This is a genomic window from Candidatus Tisiphia endosymbiont of Thecophora atra (genome assembly GCF_964026395.1).
Taxonomy (GTDB): domain Bacteria; phylum Pseudomonadota; class Alphaproteobacteria; order Rickettsiales; family Rickettsiaceae; genus Tisiphia.
This window is the reverse complement of sequence record NZ_OZ032145.1, coordinates 979,004-1,000,455: the sequence shown is the minus strand read 5'-3', so window position 1 is coordinate 1,000,455 and position 21,452 is coordinate 979,004. Positions and strand designations below refer to the sequence as shown.

Sequence of the window (21,452 nt, the reverse complement as noted above, 5' to 3'; positions counted from 1 at the left end):
GCAATGACGGTTAAGGAAAAAATTGATTGTCGAGTTATATGGTATTATGCCGCCAATAATTGCTCCAGCAGACTATTCGCTTCCTCTATAATATCCTTTCCTACCAATGTTTTGGTAAATACTAACTTAGTATCCGGTTTTATTTTGGTTTGTTGAGGATATTTTATAACAAAATTTCTAATCTTATCAGCTATATCTGATTCTTTATAAAATTTTAAAACAAATCCTCGATCACCAGAGTCTAAATTTTCAATATTAAGCTTACTGCATTTATGCTTTATTTTTACTATATTAAGTAGATTATTAAACTCTGATGGGATAGGACCAAAACGATCAACCATTTCGTCCTTAAAATTTTCAATATCTATATCATCAATTAAATTTCCAACTCTTCTATACAAACTTAGTTTAAGAGCAGAATCTGCAATATAATTGTCAGAAATGAAAACAGGTAATCCCAAATTAATTATTGGAACAAAAGCTTTTGGCTGCTCAATAACTTCATCCTTAAGAATTGCTATTTGTTCATCTAACATCTCCTGATAAAGCTCCACTCCTACTTCTTTAATCTGTCCGGACTGTTCTTCTCCTACTAAATTGCCAAAACCACGTAAATCCATATCATGGCTGGCAATGGTAAAACCAGAACCAAGAGTACAGCTACTCTGCATTATTTCTAGACGTTTTATTGAATGTGTGGTCATTTTCTTATAATTAGCTAAGGTTAAATAGGCATAACCTCTGACTTTACTTCGTCCTATTCTACCCCTGAGCTGATATAACTGACTCAAACCAAGCATATCAGATTTATGAATAATCATTGTATTAGCTTCGGCAATATCTATACCTGACTCAATTATTGTGGTAGAAACGAGTATATCAAACTTACCATCACAAAATTCACTCATAATCTCATCTACTTTGGCAGCTGGCATTTGGCCATGAGCAACTTTGTACTTTAGTTCAGGTACACTTTCCTGTAAGTATCTCTCTATATCCGGGATGTCCTTAATTCTAGGCACTACATAGAAGCTTCTACCACCACGGAAACGTTCTTTAAGTAAAGCATCTCTAATAATCACTGGATCAAACGGCATAACTGTTGTCCGAACTTCTAGCCTATCAATCGGTGGTGTGGCAATGATACTAAGGTCTTTCAGCCCTACCATAGACATCTGCATTGTACGAGGAATTGGGGTTGCCGAAAGAGATAGAACATGCATTGTAGTTCTTAGTTTCTTTAAATGTTCCTTTTGAGCAACACCAAAATGTTGTTCTTCATCAATTATTAATAATCTGAGGTTACTAAATTCTATATTCTTACTCAGCAAGGCATGTGTACCAATTATTATATTAGCTGTACCATTTTTGATTTGTTCTTTAATAATTTTAGCCTCACTATTGGTAACTAGGCTAGATAATTGTACTATATTCAGCCCTAAATCCTTAAATCTTTTGCGAAATCTTAAATAATGCTGCTTACCTAGAATAGTAGTTGGTACGACAATGGCTACTTGAGAGGGGGTGTCACAGTTTGCGTTACAGTTTGCATCATAGTTTGATTTAGCTACCATAAAAGTTGCCCTTATGGCCACTTCAGTTTTTCCAAAACCAACATCACCACAAATTAATCTATCCATTAAAAGACCTGAGTCAAAATCTTTTCTAATATCATTTATGGCATTTAATTGATCTTCAGTTTCGGTATATTTAAATCTCTGGCAGAATTTGTCATATTCTTCATGATCAAACTCTATTGGATTAGTTACAGTTAATTTCCTCTTAGCGGCTATTGCTAATAATTGTTCGGCAATTTCTGTAATACGATTCTTGAGTTTAGCCTTACTTCTTTGCCAGCTACTGCTACCTAACTTGGCTAGCTGTGCTTCACTACTACCATATTTCTTAATTAGCTCTATATTTTCAACAGGAATATATAATTTATCATTATTCTCATATAAAATTTTTAAGAAATCATGAGCTTTGCCTTTAACATCTAGTGTTTCAACATTAAGAAATTGACCAATACCATGATCCTTATGAACAACTAACTCCCCTTCACCTAAATTATCTAATTCCATTAGAATGTTTTTAAGCTTACGTTTAGCACCTTGCTGGCGAACGTTTGCCGCACTTTTTCCTAAAATATCGTGAGCTGCAATAAACAAATATCTATCACTATAAAATCCTTGACTCAGTTGGACATATGCAAGATTTATCACACCAATTTTTGCCTGTTGTAGATTGTCTATCTCGATATATTCTCGTGAGTAGCTATTTATCAAGCTCTTCAGTCTTTCCAAATTACTTTTAGACTGACAAAAAATAATTGGTATTTTAGTATTATTGTTCTCTATAATCTCAAATAGCTTATCAAAAACTGTCTTATCCTCAATAAAACTAGTTGCAATAATTTTTTCTAATGAATATGCATAAGATGAATCTTCAGGAGTAATTAAAATATTCTTATCCTGTTCTAGTAAAGTTTGTATTTCCTGACTGGTAAAGTAAATCTGCTCAGGAGGCAACGCAGGATAGAATGTGTTTAATTTTATTTTATTAGACTCAATACGGGATCTGTAAAGATCTGTATAATTATTCTCCTGCTCAAGAATTGATTGTAACGACAAATTATCATAAATAATAATAGGATCATCTAAATAATTAATTAAACTACTGAAAGAATTATAGAATAAAGGAGATAAATGTTCATATCCTTGAAATTTTTTTCCTTCAGTTATTGATTCATATAAAGGGCTATTCACGTAATTAACACCAAAAGCTTTTAGATAATTATCTCTAAAATTCTTTATTGTTTCTAGATTTAATATTACCTCACTGGCAGAATTAATTATTAGCTCCGTGCAGCTATTAGTAGAAATTTGACTATCAATATCGAATTTTTTTATTGACTCTATGTGATCCCAACTAAAATTAATACGATAGCCCTTAGAACCAGGTAAAATTATATCTACTATCTCTCCTCTTACTGAAAATTCGCCACTATCAATGCTACTACTACTCCTTGTAAAACCATTATGTACTAGGAATTCAGCGAGCTTACCCGCTGAAAGCTTCATTTTATTATGTAATTTCAGAAAAGACTTAACTAGGAATTCCGAAGGCGGTAATTTGCTCAGTAAATTCACCGCATTAGTAACTACCAATTTTTTTTCATTATTAGTTGCTAAATAACTTAGTGTATTAGCTCTTTCTGATAAAATGTTAGACTGGGGTGAAATGCGATCATATGGTATAGTATCAAAACTAGGAAAATATAATATATTACTAGTCTTAATGCTTTGTGCAAAAAATAATAACTGTTTATGGCTATTAATTGCATCATCTTCACTAGCAAAAATAAGTAAAATATTCTTGGTTGGTTTATTTGAGAAATACTCATTAGCAAAAAAACTTTTTGCACTGAGCGGTAGAGGTTGTTGTATCATTGTTTATTAAGCTTATAGGCGGTTAATATCAAAATTAAGTATTTGTAACATCACTTTTGACTTTAAGTGAACAGGAGGAGTTGTTTTATTGGTAATCCAATCATAAATATCTATATCATTTTGATTAAGTATTAAAGCAAAATCTGTTAAACTATCTATGTCCATATTAGCAAGAAATTGTTCAGCAAATTTACCTAATATTAACCCGGTTTCTTTGCAACCACGATTTTTGCTTTGGTATAGTAATTTTTTAGTTAGGAATGCTTTTTTTAAATAGTCCATATTGATAATCTGACAAAAAAATATCATAATATGATTCAGATAGTTTGACAATTACCAAATATAAAATATAAATTGTATATGTAGTATATACTCAAATTTAATTAGTCTAAATCTTGTTCTTATTCAATAAATTTTAATATATTCAAAAAAATGCAGATGCCTATAAGTATCAAAAATATATCTTCCTTAGAAGCTTATAAGTTGCTAGGAATGGATGAGTGTACCATTGTTGTTGATGTTAGAACTACTGAAGAATGGCAAAAAATAGGTATTCACAAAGCTTGATAAAGATCAAGTACTTTTTCTTAGCTGGCGTTTATTGCCTGATATGTCCTTAAATCATGAATTTAACAACCAGTTCATATCGAAAGTCAGGAATAAAAATAATGTATTATTCCTTTGCCGTTCAGGTGTACGATCTCATGAAGCGGCATCGTGTGCTGGTGGTTTAGGTTATCCAAACTGCTACAACATCATTGATGGTTTTGAAGGAGGAGATAATGGAGCTGGTTGGAAACAAAATAATTTACCATGGCAAGTTCTGTGAATACTAACCAAAATCAATTGACTGTAGAAAAGGAAGTAGCTCATTATAGAGATATTTGGCAGCATGTTTGTTCTGATCTTAATAAACATTATGGTGAGTCTTTGTATAAAAGTTGGTTCAGTAAGATTAACTTTCTAGAAGCTTCTACTACTACTGTTATACTTTCTACACCAACAAATTTTATTCGAGATTGGATAAAATCAAGATATGCACGTGATATATTGCAATCTTGGCAGTCCTACGACAAAGATATTAAATCAATTGAGATAGTTACTAAAGAATTACTAGAACAAAATCCAAATATACCTGAATATTTAGCAAAAATTCCATCAATAAAAGAAGGAATGGATATCAATTCCGAAGGCATTTTTTCAGCATTAGACTTACGATTTACTTTTGAAAATTTTGTAGTTGGTGGACCAAATGAGTTAGCATATGCAGCCTCTAGAGCAGTTGCTGAATCAGAGAGTGCCGTAGCTGAATCTAACCCCTTATTTTTGTATGGGGGTGTTGGCCTTGGTAAGACACACTTAATGCATGCTATTGCTTGGTATATAAGACATAATAACCCGACTCGCAAAGTAATTTACATGTCGGCAGAAAAGTTTATGTATCAATTCATCAAAGCACTTCGTAATAAAGATGTTATGTCCTTTAAAGAAGAATTTCGTTCAGTTGACGTGCTAATGATCGATGATATTCAATTTATATCTGGTAAAGATAGTACTCAAGAAGAGTTTTTTCATACTTTCAATGCTTTGATTGATAATAATCGTCAAATGGTTATATCATGTGACCGTTCACCGTCTGATTTAGATAATATTGAAGAGCGGATTAAATCTAGGCTTGGTTGGGGATTGGTTGCAGATGTTCACAGTACTACTTATGAACTAAGATTGGGAATATTAGAATCTAAGCTTGAACAGATGAATATTCACATACCTAAAAATGTTGTAGAATTCTTGGCATCAAAAATAACGTCAAATGTTAGAGAGTTAGAGGGGGCTCTTAATAAAGTTATTGCTCATTCAACTTTAGTTGGTAGGGAGATAACTTTAGAAAATACCCAAAATATTTTACGTGACTTACTACGTTCCAATGAAAGAATTATAACGATTGAAGATATTCAAAGAAAAGTAGCTGATCGTTATAATATTAAATTTTCTGATATGTCTTCTCCTAGACGTATTCGCTCAATAGCTAGACCAAGGCAAGTAGCTATGTATTTAAGTAAAACATTAACCCCAAAAAGCCTTACTGATATTGGTAAGAAATTTGGTAAGAAAGATCATACTACAATAATGCATGCCATCAAAAAAGTAGAAGAATTATGTGAAATTGATGCAGAATTTCGAGAGGAACTTAGTCTGTTAATGAAGATACTGCAAAACTAGATTACTATGAACTTAAAGAAAAGCACGTTTCCCATAATAGAAATATTGTCTTATCCCAAATTCGCGTATCTTGAAAATATATTAGACTTACCTAAATAACTTATCTATATTAGAGGTATATAAGCTATATTAAACTCATAAATTAAAAAAGCGGAATCATGTCAGGGGAAGTTGGAAAAAAAGAATTAAACTGTTCTTTTTGTGGTAAAAATCAATATGAAGTAATAAAATTAATTGCTGGACCAACAGTATTTATTTGTAATGAATGTATTGAACTTTGCCGTGATATTATAAAAGAAGAGACTAAAGTAACTCTTAAACAAGTTGCCTCTTTAATTCCAACACCACAAAGAATTTTTTCTACTCTTAATGATTACGTAATTGGTCAAGATCAAGCAAAAAAAGTCTTATCAGTTGCGGTATATAATCACTATAAACGATTAGAATATATCGAGTCAGGTAATAATGATGTCGAATTAAATAAATCAAATATCCTAATTATTGGTTCTACTGGCTCTGGTAAAACCCTTTTGGCACAAACCTTAGCAAAAATTCTTGATGTACCTTTCACTATGGCAGATGCCACTTCTTTAACCGAAGCTGGCTATGTTGGTGAAGATGTTGAAAATATCTTGCTAAGATTATTACAAGCAGCAGACTTTAATATAGCCAAAGCCCAACGAGGCATTGTTTATATAGATGAAGTAGATAAAATCGCTAGAAAATCTGAAAACCCTTCCATAACAAGAGATGTATCGGGAGAAGGAGTCCAACAAGCATTACTTAAAATCATGGAAGGAACTATTGCTTCTGTTCCCCCCCAAGGTGGCAGAAAACACCCACAGCAAGATTTTGTTCAAGTAGATACTTCCAATATTTTGTTCATATGCGGTGGAGCTTTCATGGGGATAGATAATATCATTAATGCCCGTACTGCTCAAAGTTCGATTGGTTTTGCGGCAAATGTCCAATCAAAACAAGAAAAAAAACACAGTGAAATACTCAAATCATTAGAAATTGAAGATCTAGTAAAGTTTGGGTTAATTCCAGAATTCATCGGTAGGCTTCCAGTAGTAGCAACTTTAGATGACCTAGACAAAGCATCTTTGGTGGCAATTTTAACTCAACCCAAAAATGCTGTTATCAAGCAATATCATAAATTATTTGAGTTAGATGATGTTGAACTATCAATTGATAATGATGCTTTAGAAGGAATAGCCGAGAAAGCACTGGCACGAAAAACCGGAGCTAGAGGCCTTAGATCGATAATTGAGACACTGCTACTTGACAGCATGTATAATGTTACCAATCTGAAAAAAATGCATGTACATATTTCAAAAGATGTTATAGATGGCAAAGCTACCCCCATAATTACACCAAGAAACTACGGAAAAGCTACTAAAAAGCGTATGGCGGTATAGAATAAAGAATTTATTAATTCATTTCTTAATTAATAGTTGACATTCTTTTTGCAAATAGTTACAATTTTCTTTATATTTCAAATTAACAGAGGATTATATATGATAAATAATGATAATGATGCAATAATGATTCAAAGAATAATTAACCGGAATTGTTTACATCCTGAGCATGTAGCAGCTTTAAAAGCCGCTCTTATAAATTATTTCAGAAACAACGGTGATAATAATTTTAATGCTAACAACAGGGTAGAGGATAATGATTTAAATGTTAACAACCAAAATGTTGGCAACTTTATTACTACAGAGGTAGCTAGTCTTAATACATCTGATGCCACACTACCACTAGCAGGAGAAGCCGAACATCCTACAGAATAACTACAAATACTACCGCTTCAAGAGCTGTAAAAACAGCTCTTGAAGTTAGTTGCAATGTAATTAAAAAGGTTTTACTAATTTGTCATAAAGTAACATGATTCCCGTAGAAAAAAAATGGGGCAAATATACTCTTTACTTCCAATAATGAGGATTCATTACTAATTTCTTGTTGTAAATCTCCTCTGATTAAATCAAAGATTTCCTGTAAACTTTTACCACCATCTATCATTTGTTTAAAAACATATTTGGTATAATTAGAAATTGGTATAGTAATATTGATATTTTTTAATAATGAACTATTTAATGTAAAGTTAACCTCAAATATTGATGTAATAAGTTAATAATAGGCTCAAGTAGTCATCGCCATTAGGGGTAACATCCATAACTGTCGAAAGTTAGTAAATATAGCTTCCCTAACCTGAATTCGATGTAACAAGTTACATCGAATTCAGTATTATATATAGAAACAATCAGGTTTGAAGCGGCTGCCCACCTGATTGTTAAAATATAATACTCCATTCAATATGTGATTTTAATAATTAAAATTACATATTGAATGATGAAAAAAGTTAAAATGCACCCGCGTCAGCCGCTTCAAGAGTGCATTTTTCCTTATAACAAAGCAAGTATCGATATAAGAATTAATAATTCTTATATCGAACTGAGGTTCCCTATACGTCTATTAGCGAGGAGGCAATGGAATCGCCAACGCGGCAATCTTGTTGTGAAGTAGGGACAAGTATTACTTCAAAAGATTGCTACGACGACGCTTTTCGCGGCTTCTCGCTAATAGACAGTTAAGGAAAAACTTGATTATCGAGTATAATGAGATATGCATAAACTAATACAGCTAATAAAATGGGAATACTTAATTCAAAATCGTATTAATAATCTTAGCAAATATCTATTTATATTTTTTTTATTTTGTATTTTCAGCACTGCTTTAATCAATGACCAAGTAGATATTAAGAAATTTGGGATTATTTTTTCAGTAATTTTTTTACCAATAGCCCTAATTGGCTTCTCTAGTCTAATATTAAAGCAAGATGTGGAGGATGGAAGTTTAGAGCTACTATTATCCAGTTTCAGTGAGAGTGAAATTGTTACATCTAAATTATTTGCTATATTTTTTAGTTCACTTACTAGCTCTTTATTAAATATCCCAATAATTTATATTATTTTCGATCTTGATCTAATAACAGTAACCTATCTTTTTATCACTCTAACTTTGCTATTAACTTTGTCCAGTAGCCTACTAGTTTTAATTGGATCTATTCAAAGCTATTTTAGGTCAAATACTAACCTACTAGCAATATTAATCATGCCACTATTAATACCCAACATAATACTTACCGGTCTTGTTTTACAAAATCTTGAGAATATAAGTCTAATTTTTGTTATGATTGGTATCAATATGCTTCTTTTACCAACCATATTTTATCTCTCATCATATCTAATTAAGAATATTTACAACATTTAATTTATATTATACACCATACTGACCCCTGCACTAATAAAAAAATTGTTATTTTTTTATTATTCATGTAATTTAATCGTAGTTTTTTAACCATTTTTCGGTAGTTTATATATGTGGCAAGCTTTAAGAAGACTAATAGCAGCTAACCCTATGGGGGTGTTTTTATGGAGTATCATAGCTAAATGGTACTTTATGATAGCAGTTGCCTCTTTGATAGTATTATTTTGGGTAGCCAAGGGTCTTGAACAAATTGGATTTATAAAATATATGACCGATGCTACAATTGAAATTCTTGATACATCTAAATCAATTGCTCAAAATTGTACTACAAAATTAGGTCCCAACTTTGAGAGCTTAACCAATTTTTGGAAATGTTTAGGAGACCCACCAAAATACGAAATTAGAGAAGAAGAAACAGGGGAAAAAGTTTTAGAGGATGGATTAAATAAGTTATTGCCTAAAGATAAGACAGTACCGGAAATGCTTCCATATCGCAATCCTTATGATTCTCCTAACGATTCTACAGATAGTGATGATAAATAAACCGATGGTAATTAACCTGAATTCGATGTAACAAGTTACATCGAATTCAGTATTATATATAGAAACAATCAGGTTTGAAGCGGCTGCCCACCTGATTGTTAAAATATAATACTCCATTCAATATGTGATTTTAATTATTAAAATCATATATTGAATGATGAAAAAAGTTAAAATGCACTCGTAGAACCGCTTCAAGAGTGCATTTTTCCTTATAACAAAGCCAGTTCGATATAAGAATTATTAATTCTTATATCGAACTGAGGTTAATTAAGTAAATTATCTAAACAATCAGATTTGAGACGGCTCTGCATCTGATTCTCGATAATCAAGTTTTTCCTTAACCGTCTATTAGCGAGAAGCCAAGCCGCGAAAAGCAGCGTCGTAGCAATCTTTTGAAGTAATACTTGTCCCTACTTCACAAGATTGCCGCGTCGCCGCTTCCATCGCCTCTTCGCAATGACGTATCTTTTAATAATTCTAAAAAACTTGATTATCGAGTTAAACCTTTTCGAGTTAGCTATACTAAAACTAAATCAAACAATAATAAACCACATACAGCCAAGAAAACAAGCCATGTACGATTGCCCATAATACAGAGTGGTTTATATTAAATGAAATAGCCATAGCAAGTGCCGCACCAAATGACACGCCATGCTGCATAATAATGTTTATTTTCTTCCTTGGTGGATAAACTCCATAATCTTCAGTATTCATTTTACTCATTTTTTTTCCTCATATAATTCTAGAACAATTTATAACATAATTTATGCTTACCACTAAGTATATTTAAAAAAAATTATTCACTCACATTACACATGACAGTTTAAAATCGTAGGGAAAACAGTCTAGCGTCATTGCGAGAAGCCACTTTAGTGGCGACGAAGCAATCCATTTCTAGTCATTTTCCTAGATTGCTTCGTCGACCTACGGTCTTCCTCGCAATGACGTCCTGTACTTTCCAGCAACTTTAAATTGCTATGGGTTACGCGTAAGGCGAGTTCTTTAAATATGAATAGCCCTACCATAAGCCTGTAATACCGCTTCTCCCATCATTTCAGATAAAGTTGGATGTGGAAAAATGCTATTCATTAAATCAAGTTCCGTACCCTCCATAGTTCTAGTGATTACATAACCTTGAATTAGTTCGGTAACCTCTTCACCTATCAAATGAGCTCCTAACAATTCTCCAGTCTTTATATCAAAAATCGTTTTTATCATCCCTTCATTATAACCATCAACCAAGGCTTTACCGTTAGCGATAGATGGGAATCTGCCAATTTTTACTTGGTAACCATCTTTTTTCGCTTGTTCTTCAGTAAGCCCTACACTAGCAATCTGTGGTGAGGAATAAGTACAGCCTGGAATATTACGTTTCTCTATAGGATGAGCCTTAAGACCCGCTATAGTTTCCGCAGCAATAATACCTTCATGACTTGCCTTGTGGGCAAGCCATGGCGCTGATGTTACATCACCTATTGCATAAATGCCTTCTTCCGAAGTTTGCATAAACTGATTGGTAATAATATGACCTCTATCTATTTTGATATTAGTTTTTTCTAAATTAAGGTTTTCCGTGTTACCAACTATACCAACGGCTATAAGCAAAATTTCAGCTTGTATCTTGTAATTTTTTCCATCTATCTCAACTTCAACTACAACATGGTCTTGGGTTTTGCTATGATTTAACAATTTGCTATTAGTATGAATTTTTATACCTTTCTTTTCAAAGGTTTTTCGTGCCATTAAAGAAATTTCCTCATCTTCACTAGGTAAAATCCTATTTTGTGCTTCAATTACAGTGACATTTGTTCCTAAATCATTATAAAATGAAGCAAATTCTATACCAATCGCTCCTGATCCAACAATAATCATAGATTTTGGTAATTTATCAAGAACCATAGCCTCTTTGGAGGTAATAACTTGCTTGCCATCCGGCTCAAATCCATCTAAGATTCTAGATCTTGCACCTGTTGCAATTATTATGTCCTTTGCTTTAATCGAAATCTTTTGACCATTATTATTGATATCTACTACCTTGCCTGTTCCTAGCCTAGCCGTGCCATCAATTATCGTAACCTTATTTTTTTTTAGCAGAGATTTAATACCAAATGTTAACTGTGTCGATATGTCTCTAGAACGCTGTACTATTTTTTTTAGGTCAAAACTTGCTTCACCTACTATAATACCATAATCTTTAGCATGTCTAATTTTTTGAAATAATTCAGCTGATTTAAGCAGTGCTTTTGTTGGGATACAACCCCAATTTAAGCAAACTCCCCCTAAATGCTCCTTCTCAATCAACACAACTTTTTTATTTAGTTGTGCAGCCCTAATCGCAGCCACGTAACCACCTGGACCACCACCAATAATCGCTAGATCGTAATTTTCCATTAATATATCCACTCATTCTTTCTAGATTTCTTTTATAACTTAATTTAACGGAAGAGTCTATTATTGAAATTTATAACAAGTTTGATTTTTTATACCTTTATGAGTTAGGATACCTTCCTTAACTCCAAAGATTAGATCACGACTGGCCGACACAGAAGAAATATCCTTATGTAATAGAATATAATCTTTCCTTGAAAACCAACTATTTGGTAATTTTATTTTAGCAAATTCTAACCTAGACTTAGGAGTTTTGACTTGAGATACTACATTATTAACATATAGTTGCAGAGCTTTTAGTATCTGTGTTGCCATAAATTCAATGAATAAGGTAGACTCCCCTACTTTATCACACTCAGCTAAAACGTTATAGTACTCACTTTGTTCGTTTTTTATTAGTACCTCTACCGAAATATATTTAAAAATTGGATCTGCTTTCATTAATAATAATTGTTGCCATAACCTACCCATTCGCCCATTACCATCTGAGAAAGGATGGATAAATTCTAGCTCATAATGAAATACGCAAGCTTTAATTAGCCACGGAATATCCTTATTTTCTTTTATGAACTGAAATAATTTATCCATTAATAATGGGATACGACTCGCTTTAGGAGCTATATGAGATATTTCATTGCCTTTAAATATGCCAACTCCGCTGGCTCGAAAATAGCCATTATCAACTATTAACTCTTGCATCAATAATCTATGTGCCTCTAGTAAACAATCTATTGATAATGGATTTAATTTATGTAAATTATTGTATAATTTAATGGCATTGTTAACTTCAATAATATCATTTTTAGAACCTAGCACCAGTTTTCCGTCAATTATATCGGTTATTTGGTCTAAACTTAAACTATTGCCTTCAATTGCTAAAGAAGAATGGATCGTCTTTATTTGGTTACTTTTTCTAAGTTTTACTGCAGGCAAAGGAAGCTTAGCTCCGGATAAAATACCAAGCTCATATGCAATATCTTGCAGTAATGTAAGTATTTTATTACTTACTTGAAAAGGTGGGTTTTCCTGACTTCCGCAGATTTTTTGATATTAGTTGTTATAAGTGGCATTAGTAAGGAGGTGAAGTGGTACTCTCGTTCTGTTGTGCCTAGTAGATATTTTATTATTGACTTTAACTGCGATGTTGTTTATTATTTAATTAATTGAATATAGCCTCATATTTTATAGCCCTAATATGTACATACGTCGTAAAAAAACTCCTAATAGTCCAAGGCAATCTATTCAAATAGTGGAAGGTTATCGTGATAGTAAAGGTAACGTCAAACAGCGTATAGTACGTCATTTAGGAGTCTTCATAGATGAAGTAGAAGAAGCTAAATTAGTTGCCCTAGCACAAGATTTGATTGCCAAGATTAAAGCTGAGAGAGAAGCTGCAATTGGGCAGAGGAATTTGTTTACTGATGATACTAACGAGGTTAAAAGAGGTCGTCCAACTAACAAGTTGTTAAAAGATATTCTACCTGTTAACGAAGTAAAACTAAATGAGGTTGTAGAAGTCAAGCGAGTTGTTGAAGGAGTGCATCAAATAGGGGGGCATGTTTATGATCAAATGCATTTTAACCAGTTACTAGCAAGGAAACGTGACGCTGGGATGCTGAAGGATTTAGTGTTAGCCCGTATGGTAAGACCAAATAGTAAAAAAGGGATAGTTGAGTATTTAAGCGATCAATTTGACAGGCATCATGATCTAGATGCTACTTATCGGATGATGGACAAATTACATGAGCAAATACCTAAAATTAAAGAATTATGCTTTAAAAACACCCTAACCCTGATTCCTAATAAAGAGATTAGCCTAGTATTTTTTGATGTCACTACACTATACTTTGAATCAGTAGAAATAGATGAGCTAAGAGCCTTTGGCTATAGTAAAGATCATCGCTTTAATACTACCCAACTAGTTCTTGCCCTAGCAACTAATGAGGATGGATTACCACTTGGCTATGAGCTGTTTAGTGGTAATACCGCAGAAGTTAGCACCTTAATTAAATCAATTAACAGCTGGCAAGCGTATCTTAAAGTTAAAGATGTCTGTTTTATTGCTGATCGTGCAATGTTTAGTAAAGCTAACTTGCAAGCTCTCGATGAAGGTGGTTATCGTTATATTGTGGCAGCAAAGCTTAAAACACTCAAGAAAGAAAAGAAAGAAGAAATATTATCAGAGGAAAACTATAAGCCTACTGTTATAGGCAATGATCTTACTTGGATTGCCGATCTAGAGCATGATGGTAAACGTCTAATTACCAGTTATAAATCTAAAAGGGCTATTAATGATGCACAGGAGCGACAAAAAATTTTAGATAAAATTAATAAGACTATTGGTGAGTCTGGTAGTACTAAAAAACTTATATCTAATAGTGGAGTAAAAAAATATACTTCTAGTGAAAATGGCAAGAGCTATATTGACGCAGAGAAGATAGAGCAGGATGCGTTGTGGGATGGCATACATGGGGTAATCACCAATGACCAAACTATAACTCCACATGAAGCAATAGCAAAATATGCTAGATTATGGGTAATTGAAGAGCAATTTAGAATCAATAAACATAATTTACAAATGCGTCCAATTTTTCACTGGACTAAACAAAGGATAGAAGCACACATAGCTGTGTGTTATATGAGTTTTGCAGTGCTTAAAACTATAGAATACAAGGTTGCTCTGACCCAAAAGATCAGTGTAACTAACATCGTTGAATTATTAATATCAGTACAGGCTTCAATCTTAAGACATACAAAGACTGGTGATCTTTATAGACTACCAAGTGCAATAAAAAACGAAGCTAGAAAAATCTATAAAACCTTTAACATCAAGCGTTCAGACCATGCTGAAATATATTTAAAATAACAAAATAATGTTGTGCCTAAATTTTAAAAATCCTAGCACTATGAGCCTTCTAAGCTTATGCCTTATTAAAAAATGCGGAAGTCGGGGGATAAAATACCAAGCTCATATGCAATATCTTGCAGTAATGTAAGTATTTTATTACTTACTTGAAAAGGTGGGTTTTTATTCATAAAATGATAGTATCATATGATACTATCATTGGCTATAAAATAATATTAGCTAGTATTTATACTACTCGTAAATGAAGAGTTGATAGACGAAGATTAAAATCATGAGGATTAATAGAGATTCTGCTTTCCAAATAGTGAATTATACGCTGTTGTATATCTTTATTTAATTTTGAAAATTGTTTTCTACTACGATCCGTAAACAGAATACTATAAGCCATTTTCCTTTTTAATTTGATTTAATGAATAAGTTTTAAAACCATCGTTATAAAACTCATCTAAAGCTTGCCTGCCAATTGTAAGATCCTTTTGATCGACTAAATATAACTCTACAGCTTTTCTTAATACATAGGCTTTACTACGGTCATGTACTTTAGCAAAAGTTTCAATTTGTTCATTTAACTGATCATCTACGTTAAAAGATAAAGTATGCATAATTAAGTTACTCTTAATAAATTTAATTAACTATTATTATCAATATACTATATTAATAATAATTTTTAAATTAGATTTTAAACATGAAACATCAGCAGATTACTTTAGACAAACTAGGGGCTGATATTGACATTCCAGTAAGATATAGTAATAAAGCCAAACGAATTAGCATTAGAATAAACCACAAAGGAGCTGAATTAGTTTTACCTAATAAAAATTTTAATACAGGATATAAATTTTTATTAGAAAAAGAATCTTGGGTTAGGCAAAAACTACAAAAATTCTTAAACAAACCCCCCTTTGATTATAACACAATAACAGTCTTTGACGAAGTATATTCGTTATTAAATATTGATGCAGATTATAAAAAAGTACAAATCACAGATGATGTTATTCAAATATATTCTTTACCCTCACAACACAAAAGTACTTTAGTAAGGTTTTTGAAAGATATGTTGTTACTAGAAACCACAAAACTTGCTACTCTTCTAGCGAAAGAACATAATATAAACTTTACTAAAATTAAAATTATGAATAATAAGAGCAAATGGGGAAGTTGCTCTAGTAAGGCTGTACTTGCTTTTAATTGGCGTCTTATTTTTGCTCCAAAAAAAATATTAAAATACTTAGTGGTCCATGAAATATGTCATATAATTGAAATGAATCACAGTCCTCATTTTTGGAATTTAGTAGCAAAACTTTATCCAGACTATAAGTTGGCTAGATTATGGCTTAAGGAAAATGGCAATAATCTCCATCAATATTTAATGTCTTAGTAAGTCCATTTGTTTTTGATAATCTTTTGATTGGAAAATAAAATTACCTGATACTAAAATATCAGCTCCAGCTTTTATACAGTTCTTACCGGTAACATCATTTATTCCTCCATCTACAGAAAGCATTATAGGTTTACCAAAATTTTTGATTTTTTCTGAAATAATTTTGATTTTCTCTAGCTGATTCTCTATAAATTTTTGGCTAGAAAAACCGGGATTTACGGTCATTGCTAGAATTAGATCTATTTTATCAATAATATAATCTATAAAATTTGGACTTGCAGAAGGAAGTAGTGCCACCCCAGCTTTTAACCCTAAATTTTGAATAATACTTAAAGTTCTGTCAAGATGAATAGTGGTTTCAGGATGGATAGTGATAATATCCGCTCCGCTACTAGCATAGTCTTTAATCGAATATTCCGGGTTATTAATCATTAAATGTACGTCAAATGGTAATGTAGTATGAGGTCTTAAAGCTTTTATTATAGGAGGCCCAAATGTTAAGTTAGGTACAAAATGTCCATCCATAACGTCTATATGGATCATATCAGCACCAGCTTCTTCTAAAGCACTGATTTCTTTTTGCAAATTAGCAAAATCTGCTGATAGTAACGAAGGTGCGATCTTAATTATTTTCACTTTTGTTTTTATCCTCAATATGAACTTTTTGGCTATTTTTTCTTCTTGCTATATTCTGTTTTAAAGCCCTAGACAGTTTTTGAAATTTACTGTCACTATAGTTAATTGATTTGGACTTGCATACGTTGTTGCTCGGTTGCTTACCTAGTAATTTTCGGCTTCGATCCTCGCTCCTAGTATCAAGTCCAACTGAATTAACTATAAAACTTTTTTGCTTCTGCTGTTTTTCCTTTGTTATAAAACCCTTCCTATAAACTTTTTTAAGTTTTTTACTGCATTCTATAAAATACATATCACTTATGTTATACCACCCAAAAACTATAGATATATATACTCGGTGAACTTCAAGAATTGACGTCGTCGTGTCTAAAGATCTCCGCTGCTCACGTACTAATGTACGCTCCGCTGCTCGACTTTGACACTCCTAGCTCTTCTTGAAGTTGACCTTCGTCTACCAACTCTTCATTTACGAGTAGTATACCCACAGTTAAAATGTTTTTAAGCTTATAGCTATTCTATTTAAGGCATTCATAATTGAAATACAAATAGTAATATCTACAATTTCTCTCTCAGAAAAATACTGTAATATTTCATCTTTCATTGCGTCAATTTCCTCGAAGAAACCCCGCGTTATTAATTCACACCATCTTAGAGCTATAATTTCTTTTTCACTAAATACCTCTTTACTAGAAGACCAAATTGGTAATAAATCTAACTTCTTTTGAGGGACATTATTCTTTCTAGCATCTGTAAGATGTAAATTGCAACAATAAAAGCAGCTATTTATTTGTGATACCCTCAGTTCAATTAAGTATCTTAGTCCCTTATCAAGAGGAGATTCATTAAGACTTTCATAAGATTTATATATACATGACATTGTGTTCTTAGAGATTTCGACATAGTTCATTTTTTTCCTTTGGATTTAGTTATTTAGTAAATATTATTCCTGAACAATGTCTATATCTAAACCATTTCATCTGTCAAGTAAAGAACTGACAAATTCAGTAGTAAGTTACATTCTATAACTATTCAAATAAATTTCTACTATCTTTTCGACATTTTATTATTATACTACAGGTTATGATTTTATAATGAACTAGTATAGCCATAATGAATCAACATATTGTAAATTCTCCTGAATCACTTGATGAAAAACGTAACAATGCCCGTCAAGGTGGGGGGGGAGAGAGAATCGCCTTACAACATAAAAAAGGTAAACTTACTGCAAGAGAAAGGATAGAAGTATTGCTAGATCCTGAGAGTTTTGAAGAAACAGGAATGTTTGTTGAACATAGATGCAGTAATTTTGGCATGAACGACAAAAAATTCCTAGGGGACGGTATAATAACTGGACATGGCACCATAAATGGTAGGTTGGTTTTTGTGTATAGCCAAGATTTTACGGTGTTAGGTGGATCTCTTGGAGAATATCACGCTAAGAAAATTTGCACTATACTCGATTCTGCTTTAGCAGTAGGAGCACCAGTTATTGGCATAAATGATTCGGGAGGTGCAAGAATTCAAGAAGGGGTTGACGCCCTTGGTGGTTATGGAGAATTATTTCAACGTAATGTAATTGCTTCCGGTATTATTCCACAAATCACCTTAATTATGGGACCTTGTGCTGGTGGTGCTGTTTATTCTCCCGCCTTAACAGATTTCATATTCATGGTTAAAAATACTTCTTATATGTTTGTAACAGGACCAGACGTAGTTAAAACTGTTACAGGTGAAGAAGTAAGCCAAGAACAACTTGGCGGGGCAAAAATGCATACTACCAAGAGTGGTGTTGCTGACCTTGCTTTTAAAAATGATATAGAGCTACTTCTAGAAACTAGAAGATTTTTTAATTTTTTACCTCTATCAAATCGTAGCCCCCTGCCACATCGTCGTACCGAAGACCCAGCTGATCGGGTTGATATGTCCCTAAACACCTTAGTCCCAAGCATTCCGAACAAAGCTTATGACATGAAAGAATTAATTGAGCGTATTGTTGATGAAGGGGAGTTTTTTGAGCTGCAACCAGATTTTGCTAGAAATATTATAATCGGCTTTGGTTATATGGAAGGAAGACCTATAGGATTTGTTGCGAATCAACCATTACATTTAGCTGGCTGTTTAGATATTAACGCATCAAGAAAGGCAGCAAGGTTTGTTCGTTTTTGTGATGCGTTTAATATCCCAATAGTAACTCTAGTTGATGTACCAGGTTTTTTACCTGGCACTGATCAAGAGCATAACGGAATTATTAAACATGGAGCAAAATTGTTATATGCGTACGCTGAAGCGACTGTACCAAAAATTACCATAATCACTAGGAAAGCTTATGGTGGAGCTTATATAGTGATGAACTCAAAACATCTTCGTGGTGATGTAAATTACGCGTGGTTCAACTCAGAAATTGCAGTACTTGGGGCTGAAGGAGCTGCTGAAATAATATTTAAAGAAGAATGCAAAGATCCAGAATCAAAAAAACGAAAAATCCAAGAGTATAAAGATACTGTTACTTCTCCTTTCGCTGCAGCATCTAGAGGATACTTAGACGATATTATAAAGCCTCAAAATACTAGATGGCGTATATGTAAAGCACTAAACTTTCTTCAAAACAAAAAAATACAATTACCATGGAAGAAGCATGATAACTTACCACTTTAGTATACTTAAGCACGAGATTTTATGACTAAACCATTATTTGATAAAATTTTAATCGCCAATCGTGGTGAAATAGCTTTGAGAATAATGCAAACCCTAAAGAAGATGGGTATTAAATCAGTTGCCGTATACTCTGAAGCAGATACACATTCAATGCATGTACAATATGCTGATGAAGCGTATTATATCGGCAATTCTCCTGCCACTGAGAGCTATTTATCAATTAAAAATATTGTAAATGCTATTAGAGCAAGTGGCGCTTCGGCAGTGCATCCAGGATATGGATTTTTATCAGAAAATTCAAATTTTGCAAATATCTTAAAAAGGGAAGGAGTTGCCTTAATAGGTCCCAATGCTTCTGCTATTAAGAAAATGGGTGATAAAATTGAAGCAAAAAAAATCGCTATGGAAGCAGGAGTCAGCCTAGTCCCTGGCTATATTGGTACTATCAGCAATATAAATCAGGCCATAGAAATTGCAGAAAAAATAGGTTTCCCTGTTATAGTTAAGGCAACAGCTGGTGGTGGTGGTCGTGGAATGAGAGTGGTAAAAAACTCTGAAGAAATGGCTAATGCCTTTGAATCAGCTAAGCTTGAGGCAGTAAATAATTTTAGCGATGGTAGATTATTCATTGAAAAATTAATTCAGTCCCCAAGGCATATTGAAATACAATTATTAGCTGATCAGTATGGTAACAGTGTTTGTCTTGGTGAGCGAGAATGTTCAATTCAACGTTATCATCAAAAAGTGATTGAAGAAGCCCCAAGCTCCTTTATTACCGAGGAAATACGGCAAAAAATGTATAAAGAGACCTTAGCTTTATCTAGCAAGGTCGGTTATTACTCAGCCGGTACAGTTGAATTTATAGTTGATTTAGATAAGAACTTTTATTTCCTTGAGATGAATACTAGGCTACAAGTTGAGCATCCAGTAACTGAACTGATCACTGGTATTGACATAGTAGAAGAGATGATAAAAATTGCTGCTGGTGAAAAATTATCATTTTCTCAAGAAGATATAAAATTAAAGGGGCATGCGTTTGAATCTAGAATTTGTGCAGAAAATCCAATGCGTGGATTTCTGTCGTCTAGTGGCAGAATTACTGAATATGCAGAACCACCAAAAAATGCTAACATACGTGTGGATACAGGTCTTGGACTTGGTGGAGAAGTCAGTATGTTTTATGATTCAATGATTGCAAAACTTTGTACTTACGGAGAGACTAGAGAACAAGCTATTGAGGTTATGCGTTCTGCTTTAAGTGCTTACATAATACAAGGTATTTCTCATAATATTAGTTTCTTAGAAGCAGTAATATCACATCCTCGTTTTATAGCAGGTGATATAAATACTGCATTTATAGAAGAAGAATATCCAGATGGTTTTTCTGGAGCAAGCTTAACTTCTGAAATCACTAAAATATTTCTAGCTACAGCCATTTTTGTTTATATTGCCGAACAAAAACGTGCTTCGTTAATCTCTGGTCAAATAGTCGATCAAACTCACAAAATCGGTACTAGATGGGTTGTATCAATTGATGACAAACTATTTCCAGTTTTAATTAAATCAGTAGATTATGGTTATAATATAAGACAAGAAAATGATAGAATTTATATACGTAGTAACTGGAACTTAGGTAGTAGACTCTTTTCCTGTATTGTAAATGGTAGAAAAGCCAATGTAAAAATTGGCAATATCTTAACAGGTTATATGTTATCACATTCAGGTATTACTGTTAAAGCCTATGTCCGTTCCCCACGGATGTCTGAACTAGAAGCGTTGATGATTACAAAAAATATCCAAGAAGAGCAAACAGAACTGCACGCCCCGCTTGCAGGACAAATTATTGCAATTAAGGTTCAAGAAGGTAGTAAGGTAGTTATTGGTCAAGAGATTATGGTTTTAACTGCCATGAAAATGGAAAATATACTTGTTGCTGAGCGTAATGGGAAAATTGCTAAAATCCTAGTTAATGAGAAAGATCAGGTGATTAGTGGGCAGGTGTTACTTGAATTTGCTTAGGTTTAAATTAGGTAGGGGT

Annotated in this window: 21 protein-coding genes; 11 read left to right on the top strand and 10 right to left on the bottom strand. The window is 32.9% G+C overall.

Translation table 11 applies throughout. The features are described from left to right. Positions 1-44: 44 nt before the first annotated feature. Both mfd and AAGD45_RS04825 read right to left on the bottom strand, forming a co-directional pair. The gene (gene mfd, locus AAGD45_RS04830; RefSeq protein WP_341760841.1) at positions 45-3,449 is read right to left on the bottom strand and encodes a transcription-repair coupling factor; all 3,405 of its coding nucleotides are present in this window, start codon (positions 3,447-3,449) and stop codon (positions 45-47) included. Positions 3,450-3,461: 12 nt separating this feature from the next. Continuing rightward, complete coding sequence (locus AAGD45_RS04825; protein ID WP_341760840.1) at positions 3,462-3,758, bottom strand: succinate dehydrogenase assembly factor 2; 297 nt, start codon at positions 3,756-3,758, stop codon at positions 3,462-3,464. Between the two features lie 129 nt (positions 3,759-3,887). Between AAGD45_RS04825 and AAGD45_RS04820 the strand changes: the two genes are divergently transcribed. The 5 genes from AAGD45_RS04820 to AAGD45_RS04800 all read left to right on the top strand — a co-directional run bounded on the left by AAGD45_RS04820 (position 3,888) and on the right by AAGD45_RS04800 (position 7,468). Then, positions 3,888-4,016 (top strand): hypothetical protein, encoded by a 129-nt coding sequence (locus tag AAGD45_RS04820; protein WP_341760839.1) that lies wholly within the window; start codon positions 3,888-3,890, stop codon positions 4,014-4,016. A 43-nt stretch (positions 4,017-4,059) separates the two neighbouring features. Continuing rightward, positions 4,060-4,278, top strand: coding sequence for a hypothetical protein (locus AAGD45_RS04815; RefSeq protein WP_341760838.1), 219 nt, complete (start codon positions 4,060-4,062; stop codon positions 4,276-4,278). Continuing rightward, complete coding sequence (dnaA, locus tag AAGD45_RS04810; protein ID WP_375331319.1) at positions 4,263-5,672, top strand: chromosomal replication initiator protein DnaA; 1,410 nt, start codon at positions 4,263-4,265, stop codon at positions 5,670-5,672. The genes AAGD45_RS04815 and dnaA overlap by 16 nt, the downstream gene beginning before the upstream one ends. Before the next feature lie 158 nt (positions 5,673-5,830). After that, complete coding sequence (gene clpX / locus AAGD45_RS04805; RefSeq protein ID WP_341760837.1) at positions 5,831-7,093, top strand: ATP-dependent Clp protease ATP-binding subunit ClpX; 1,263 nt, start codon at positions 5,831-5,833, stop codon at positions 7,091-7,093. Positions 7,094-7,192: 99 nt separating this feature from the next. After that, positions 7,193-7,468 (top strand): hypothetical protein, encoded by a 276-nt coding sequence (locus tag AAGD45_RS04800; RefSeq protein ID WP_341760836.1) that lies wholly within the window; start codon positions 7,193-7,195, stop codon positions 7,466-7,468. 82 nt (positions 7,469-7,550) lie between these two features. On the opposite strand, the gene AAGD45_RS04795 is transcribed toward AAGD45_RS04800, so the two are convergent. Beyond that, positions 7,551-7,697, bottom strand: a complete 147-nt coding sequence (locus AAGD45_RS04795; RefSeq protein ID WP_341760835.1) for a hypothetical protein — start codon at positions 7,695-7,697, stop codon at positions 7,551-7,553. Between the two features lie 603 nt (positions 7,698-8,300). Here AAGD45_RS04795 and AAGD45_RS04790 point away from each other — a divergent pair. Together AAGD45_RS04790 and AAGD45_RS04785 are read left to right on the top strand one after the other, a co-directional pair. After that, on the top strand, positions 8,301-8,948 hold the full coding sequence (locus AAGD45_RS04790; RefSeq protein ID WP_341760834.1) for a heme exporter protein CcmB: 648 nt from the start codon (positions 8,301-8,303) through the stop codon (positions 8,946-8,948). A 108-nt stretch (positions 8,949-9,056) separates the two neighbouring features. Continuing rightward, positions 9,057-9,488 (top strand): DUF2670 domain-containing protein, encoded by a 432-nt coding sequence (locus AAGD45_RS04785; RefSeq protein WP_341760833.1) that lies wholly within the window; start codon positions 9,057-9,059, stop codon positions 9,486-9,488. Between the two features lie 528 nt (positions 9,489-10,016). Here the strand turns inward: AAGD45_RS04785 and AAGD45_RS04780 are convergent. The 3 genes from AAGD45_RS04780 to AAGD45_RS04770 all read right to left on the bottom strand — a co-directional run bounded on the left by AAGD45_RS04780 (position 10,017) and on the right by AAGD45_RS04770 (position 12,917). Then, entirely contained in the window at positions 10,017-10,211 is a 195-nt protein-coding gene (locus AAGD45_RS04780; RefSeq protein ID WP_341760832.1) for a hypothetical protein, read from the bottom strand. Between the two features lie 279 nt (positions 10,212-10,490). Beyond that, the gene (gene lpdA, locus AAGD45_RS04775) at positions 10,491-11,879 is read right to left on the bottom strand and encodes a dihydrolipoyl dehydrogenase (protein ID WP_341760831.1); all 1,389 of its coding nucleotides are present in this window, start codon (positions 11,877-11,879) and stop codon (positions 10,491-10,493) included. Between the two features lie 60 nt (positions 11,880-11,939). Beyond that, a complete protein-coding gene (locus AAGD45_RS04770) occupies positions 11,940-12,917 on the bottom strand; it encodes a Fic family protein (protein WP_341762215.1) in 978 nt (325 codons plus the stop codon). A gap of 154 nt (positions 12,918-13,071) precedes the next feature. Between AAGD45_RS04770 and AAGD45_RS04765 the strand changes: the two genes are divergently transcribed. Continuing rightward, the gene (locus AAGD45_RS04765; protein ID WP_341760830.1) at positions 13,072-14,742 is read left to right on the top strand and encodes an IS1634 family transposase; all 1,671 of its coding nucleotides are present in this window, start codon (positions 13,072-13,074) and stop codon (positions 14,740-14,742) included. Between the two features lie 377 nt (positions 14,743-15,119). Here AAGD45_RS04765 and AAGD45_RS04760 read toward each other — a convergent pair whose 3' ends face one another. Continuing rightward, positions 15,120-15,344, bottom strand: coding sequence for a DUF6290 family protein (locus AAGD45_RS04760; RefSeq protein WP_341760829.1), 225 nt, complete (start codon positions 15,342-15,344; stop codon positions 15,120-15,122). Positions 15,345-15,427: 83 nt separating this feature from the next. Here AAGD45_RS04760 and AAGD45_RS04755 point away from each other — a divergent pair, with 83 nt between their 5' ends. Then, positions 15,428-16,120 carry a SprT family zinc-dependent metalloprotease gene (locus AAGD45_RS04755; RefSeq protein ID WP_341760828.1) on the top strand — a complete coding sequence of 231 codons (693 nt, stop codon included), beginning with the start codon at positions 15,428-15,430 and terminating at the stop codon, positions 16,118-16,120. Here AAGD45_RS04755 and rpe read toward each other — a convergent pair. The 3 genes from rpe to AAGD45_RS04740 all read right to left on the bottom strand — a co-directional run bounded on the left by rpe (position 16,109) and on the right by AAGD45_RS04740 (position 17,666). Further along, a complete protein-coding gene (rpe, locus tag AAGD45_RS04750) occupies positions 16,109-16,759 on the bottom strand; it encodes a ribulose-phosphate 3-epimerase (RefSeq protein WP_341760827.1) in 651 nt (216 codons plus the stop codon). The two genes, AAGD45_RS04755 and rpe, sit on opposite strands and share 12 nt — an antisense overlap. Next, positions 16,746-17,051, bottom strand: a complete 306-nt coding sequence (locus tag AAGD45_RS04745; RefSeq protein WP_341760826.1) for a hypothetical protein — start codon at positions 17,049-17,051, stop codon at positions 16,746-16,748. Before AAGD45_RS04745 ends, rpe begins: the two co-directional genes overlap by 14 nt. A gap of 195 nt (positions 17,052-17,246) precedes the next feature. Next, on the bottom strand, positions 17,247-17,666 hold the full coding sequence (locus AAGD45_RS04740) for a carboxymuconolactone decarboxylase family protein (RefSeq protein WP_341760825.1): 420 nt from the start codon (positions 17,664-17,666) through the stop codon (positions 17,247-17,249). 203 nt (positions 17,667-17,869) lie between these two features. Between AAGD45_RS04740 and AAGD45_RS04735 the strand changes: the two genes are divergently transcribed. Both AAGD45_RS04735 and AAGD45_RS04730 read left to right on the top strand, forming a co-directional pair. Next, positions 17,870-19,414 (top strand): acyl-CoA carboxylase subunit beta, encoded by a 1,545-nt coding sequence (locus AAGD45_RS04735; RefSeq protein ID WP_341760824.1) that lies wholly within the window; start codon positions 17,870-17,872, stop codon positions 19,412-19,414. 21 nt (positions 19,415-19,435) lie between these two features. Beyond that, positions 19,436-21,433 (top strand): acetyl/propionyl/methylcrotonyl-CoA carboxylase subunit alpha, encoded by a 1,998-nt coding sequence (locus AAGD45_RS04730; RefSeq protein WP_341760823.1) that lies wholly within the window; start codon positions 19,436-19,438, stop codon positions 21,431-21,433. Positions 21,434-21,452: the final 19 nt, after the last annotated feature.

What these genes read in the sequence shown, in the direction of transcription:
- mfd (WP_341760841.1), bottom strand. Translation starts at nt 3,449, where the DNA reads ATGATACAACAACCTCTACCGCTCAGTGCAAAAAGTTTTTTTGCTAAT.
- AAGD45_RS04735 (WP_341760824.1), top strand. Translation starts at nt 17,870, where the DNA reads ATGAATCAACATATTGTAAATTCTCCTGAATCACTTGATGAAAAACGT.
- AAGD45_RS04800 (WP_341760836.1), top strand. Translation starts at nt 7,193, where the DNA reads ATGATAAATAATGATAATGATGCAATAATGATTCAAAGAATAATTAAC.
- AAGD45_RS04780 (WP_341760832.1), bottom strand. Translation starts at nt 10,211, where the DNA reads ATGAGTAAAATGAATACTGAAGATTATGGAGTTTATCCACCAAGGAAG.
- AAGD45_RS04755 (WP_341760828.1), top strand. Translation starts at nt 15,428, where the DNA reads ATGAAACATCAGCAGATTACTTTAGACAAACTAGGGGCTGATATTGAC.
- dnaA (WP_375331319.1), top strand. Translation starts at nt 4,263, where the DNA reads ATGGCAAGTTCTGTGAATACTAACCAAAATCAATTGACTGTAGAAAAG.
- AAGD45_RS04745 (WP_341760826.1), bottom strand. Translation starts at nt 17,051, where the DNA reads ATGTATTTTATAGAATGCAGTAAAAAACTTAAAAAAGTTTATAGGAAG.
- AAGD45_RS04825 (WP_341760840.1), bottom strand. Translation starts at nt 3,758, where the DNA reads ATGATATTTTTTTGTCAGATTATCAATATGGACTATTTAAAAAAAGCA.
- AAGD45_RS04760 (WP_341760829.1), bottom strand. Translation starts at nt 15,344, where the DNA reads ATGCATACTTTATCTTTTAACGTAGATGATCAGTTAAATGAACAAATT.
- AAGD45_RS04820 (WP_341760839.1), top strand. Translation starts at nt 3,888, where the DNA reads ATGCCTATAAGTATCAAAAATATATCTTCCTTAGAAGCTTATAAGTTG.
- AAGD45_RS04785 (WP_341760833.1), top strand. Translation starts at nt 9,057, where the DNA reads ATGTGGCAAGCTTTAAGAAGACTAATAGCAGCTAACCCTATGGGGGTG.
- AAGD45_RS04815 (WP_341760838.1), top strand. Translation starts at nt 4,060, where the DNA reads ATGTCCTTAAATCATGAATTTAACAACCAGTTCATATCGAAAGTCAGG.
- AAGD45_RS04765 (WP_341760830.1), top strand. Translation starts at nt 13,072, where the DNA reads ATGTACATACGTCGTAAAAAAACTCCTAATAGTCCAAGGCAATCTATT.
- AAGD45_RS04790 (WP_341760834.1), top strand. Translation starts at nt 8,301, where the DNA reads ATGCATAAACTAATACAGCTAATAAAATGGGAATACTTAATTCAAAAT.
- AAGD45_RS04740 (WP_341760825.1), bottom strand. Translation starts at nt 17,666, where the DNA reads ATGAACTATGTCGAAATCTCTAAGAACACAATGTCATGTATATATAAA.
- AAGD45_RS04730 (WP_341760823.1), top strand. Translation starts at nt 19,436, where the DNA reads ATGACTAAACCATTATTTGATAAAATTTTAATCGCCAATCGTGGTGAA.
- lpdA (WP_341760831.1), bottom strand. Translation starts at nt 11,879, where the DNA reads ATGGAAAATTACGATCTAGCGATTATTGGTGGTGGTCCAGGTGGTTAC.
- AAGD45_RS04795 (WP_341760835.1), bottom strand. Translation starts at nt 7,697, where the DNA reads ATGATAGATGGTGGTAAAAGTTTACAGGAAATCTTTGATTTAATCAGA.
- clpX (WP_341760837.1), top strand. Translation starts at nt 5,831, where the DNA reads ATGTCAGGGGAAGTTGGAAAAAAAGAATTAAACTGTTCTTTTTGTGGT.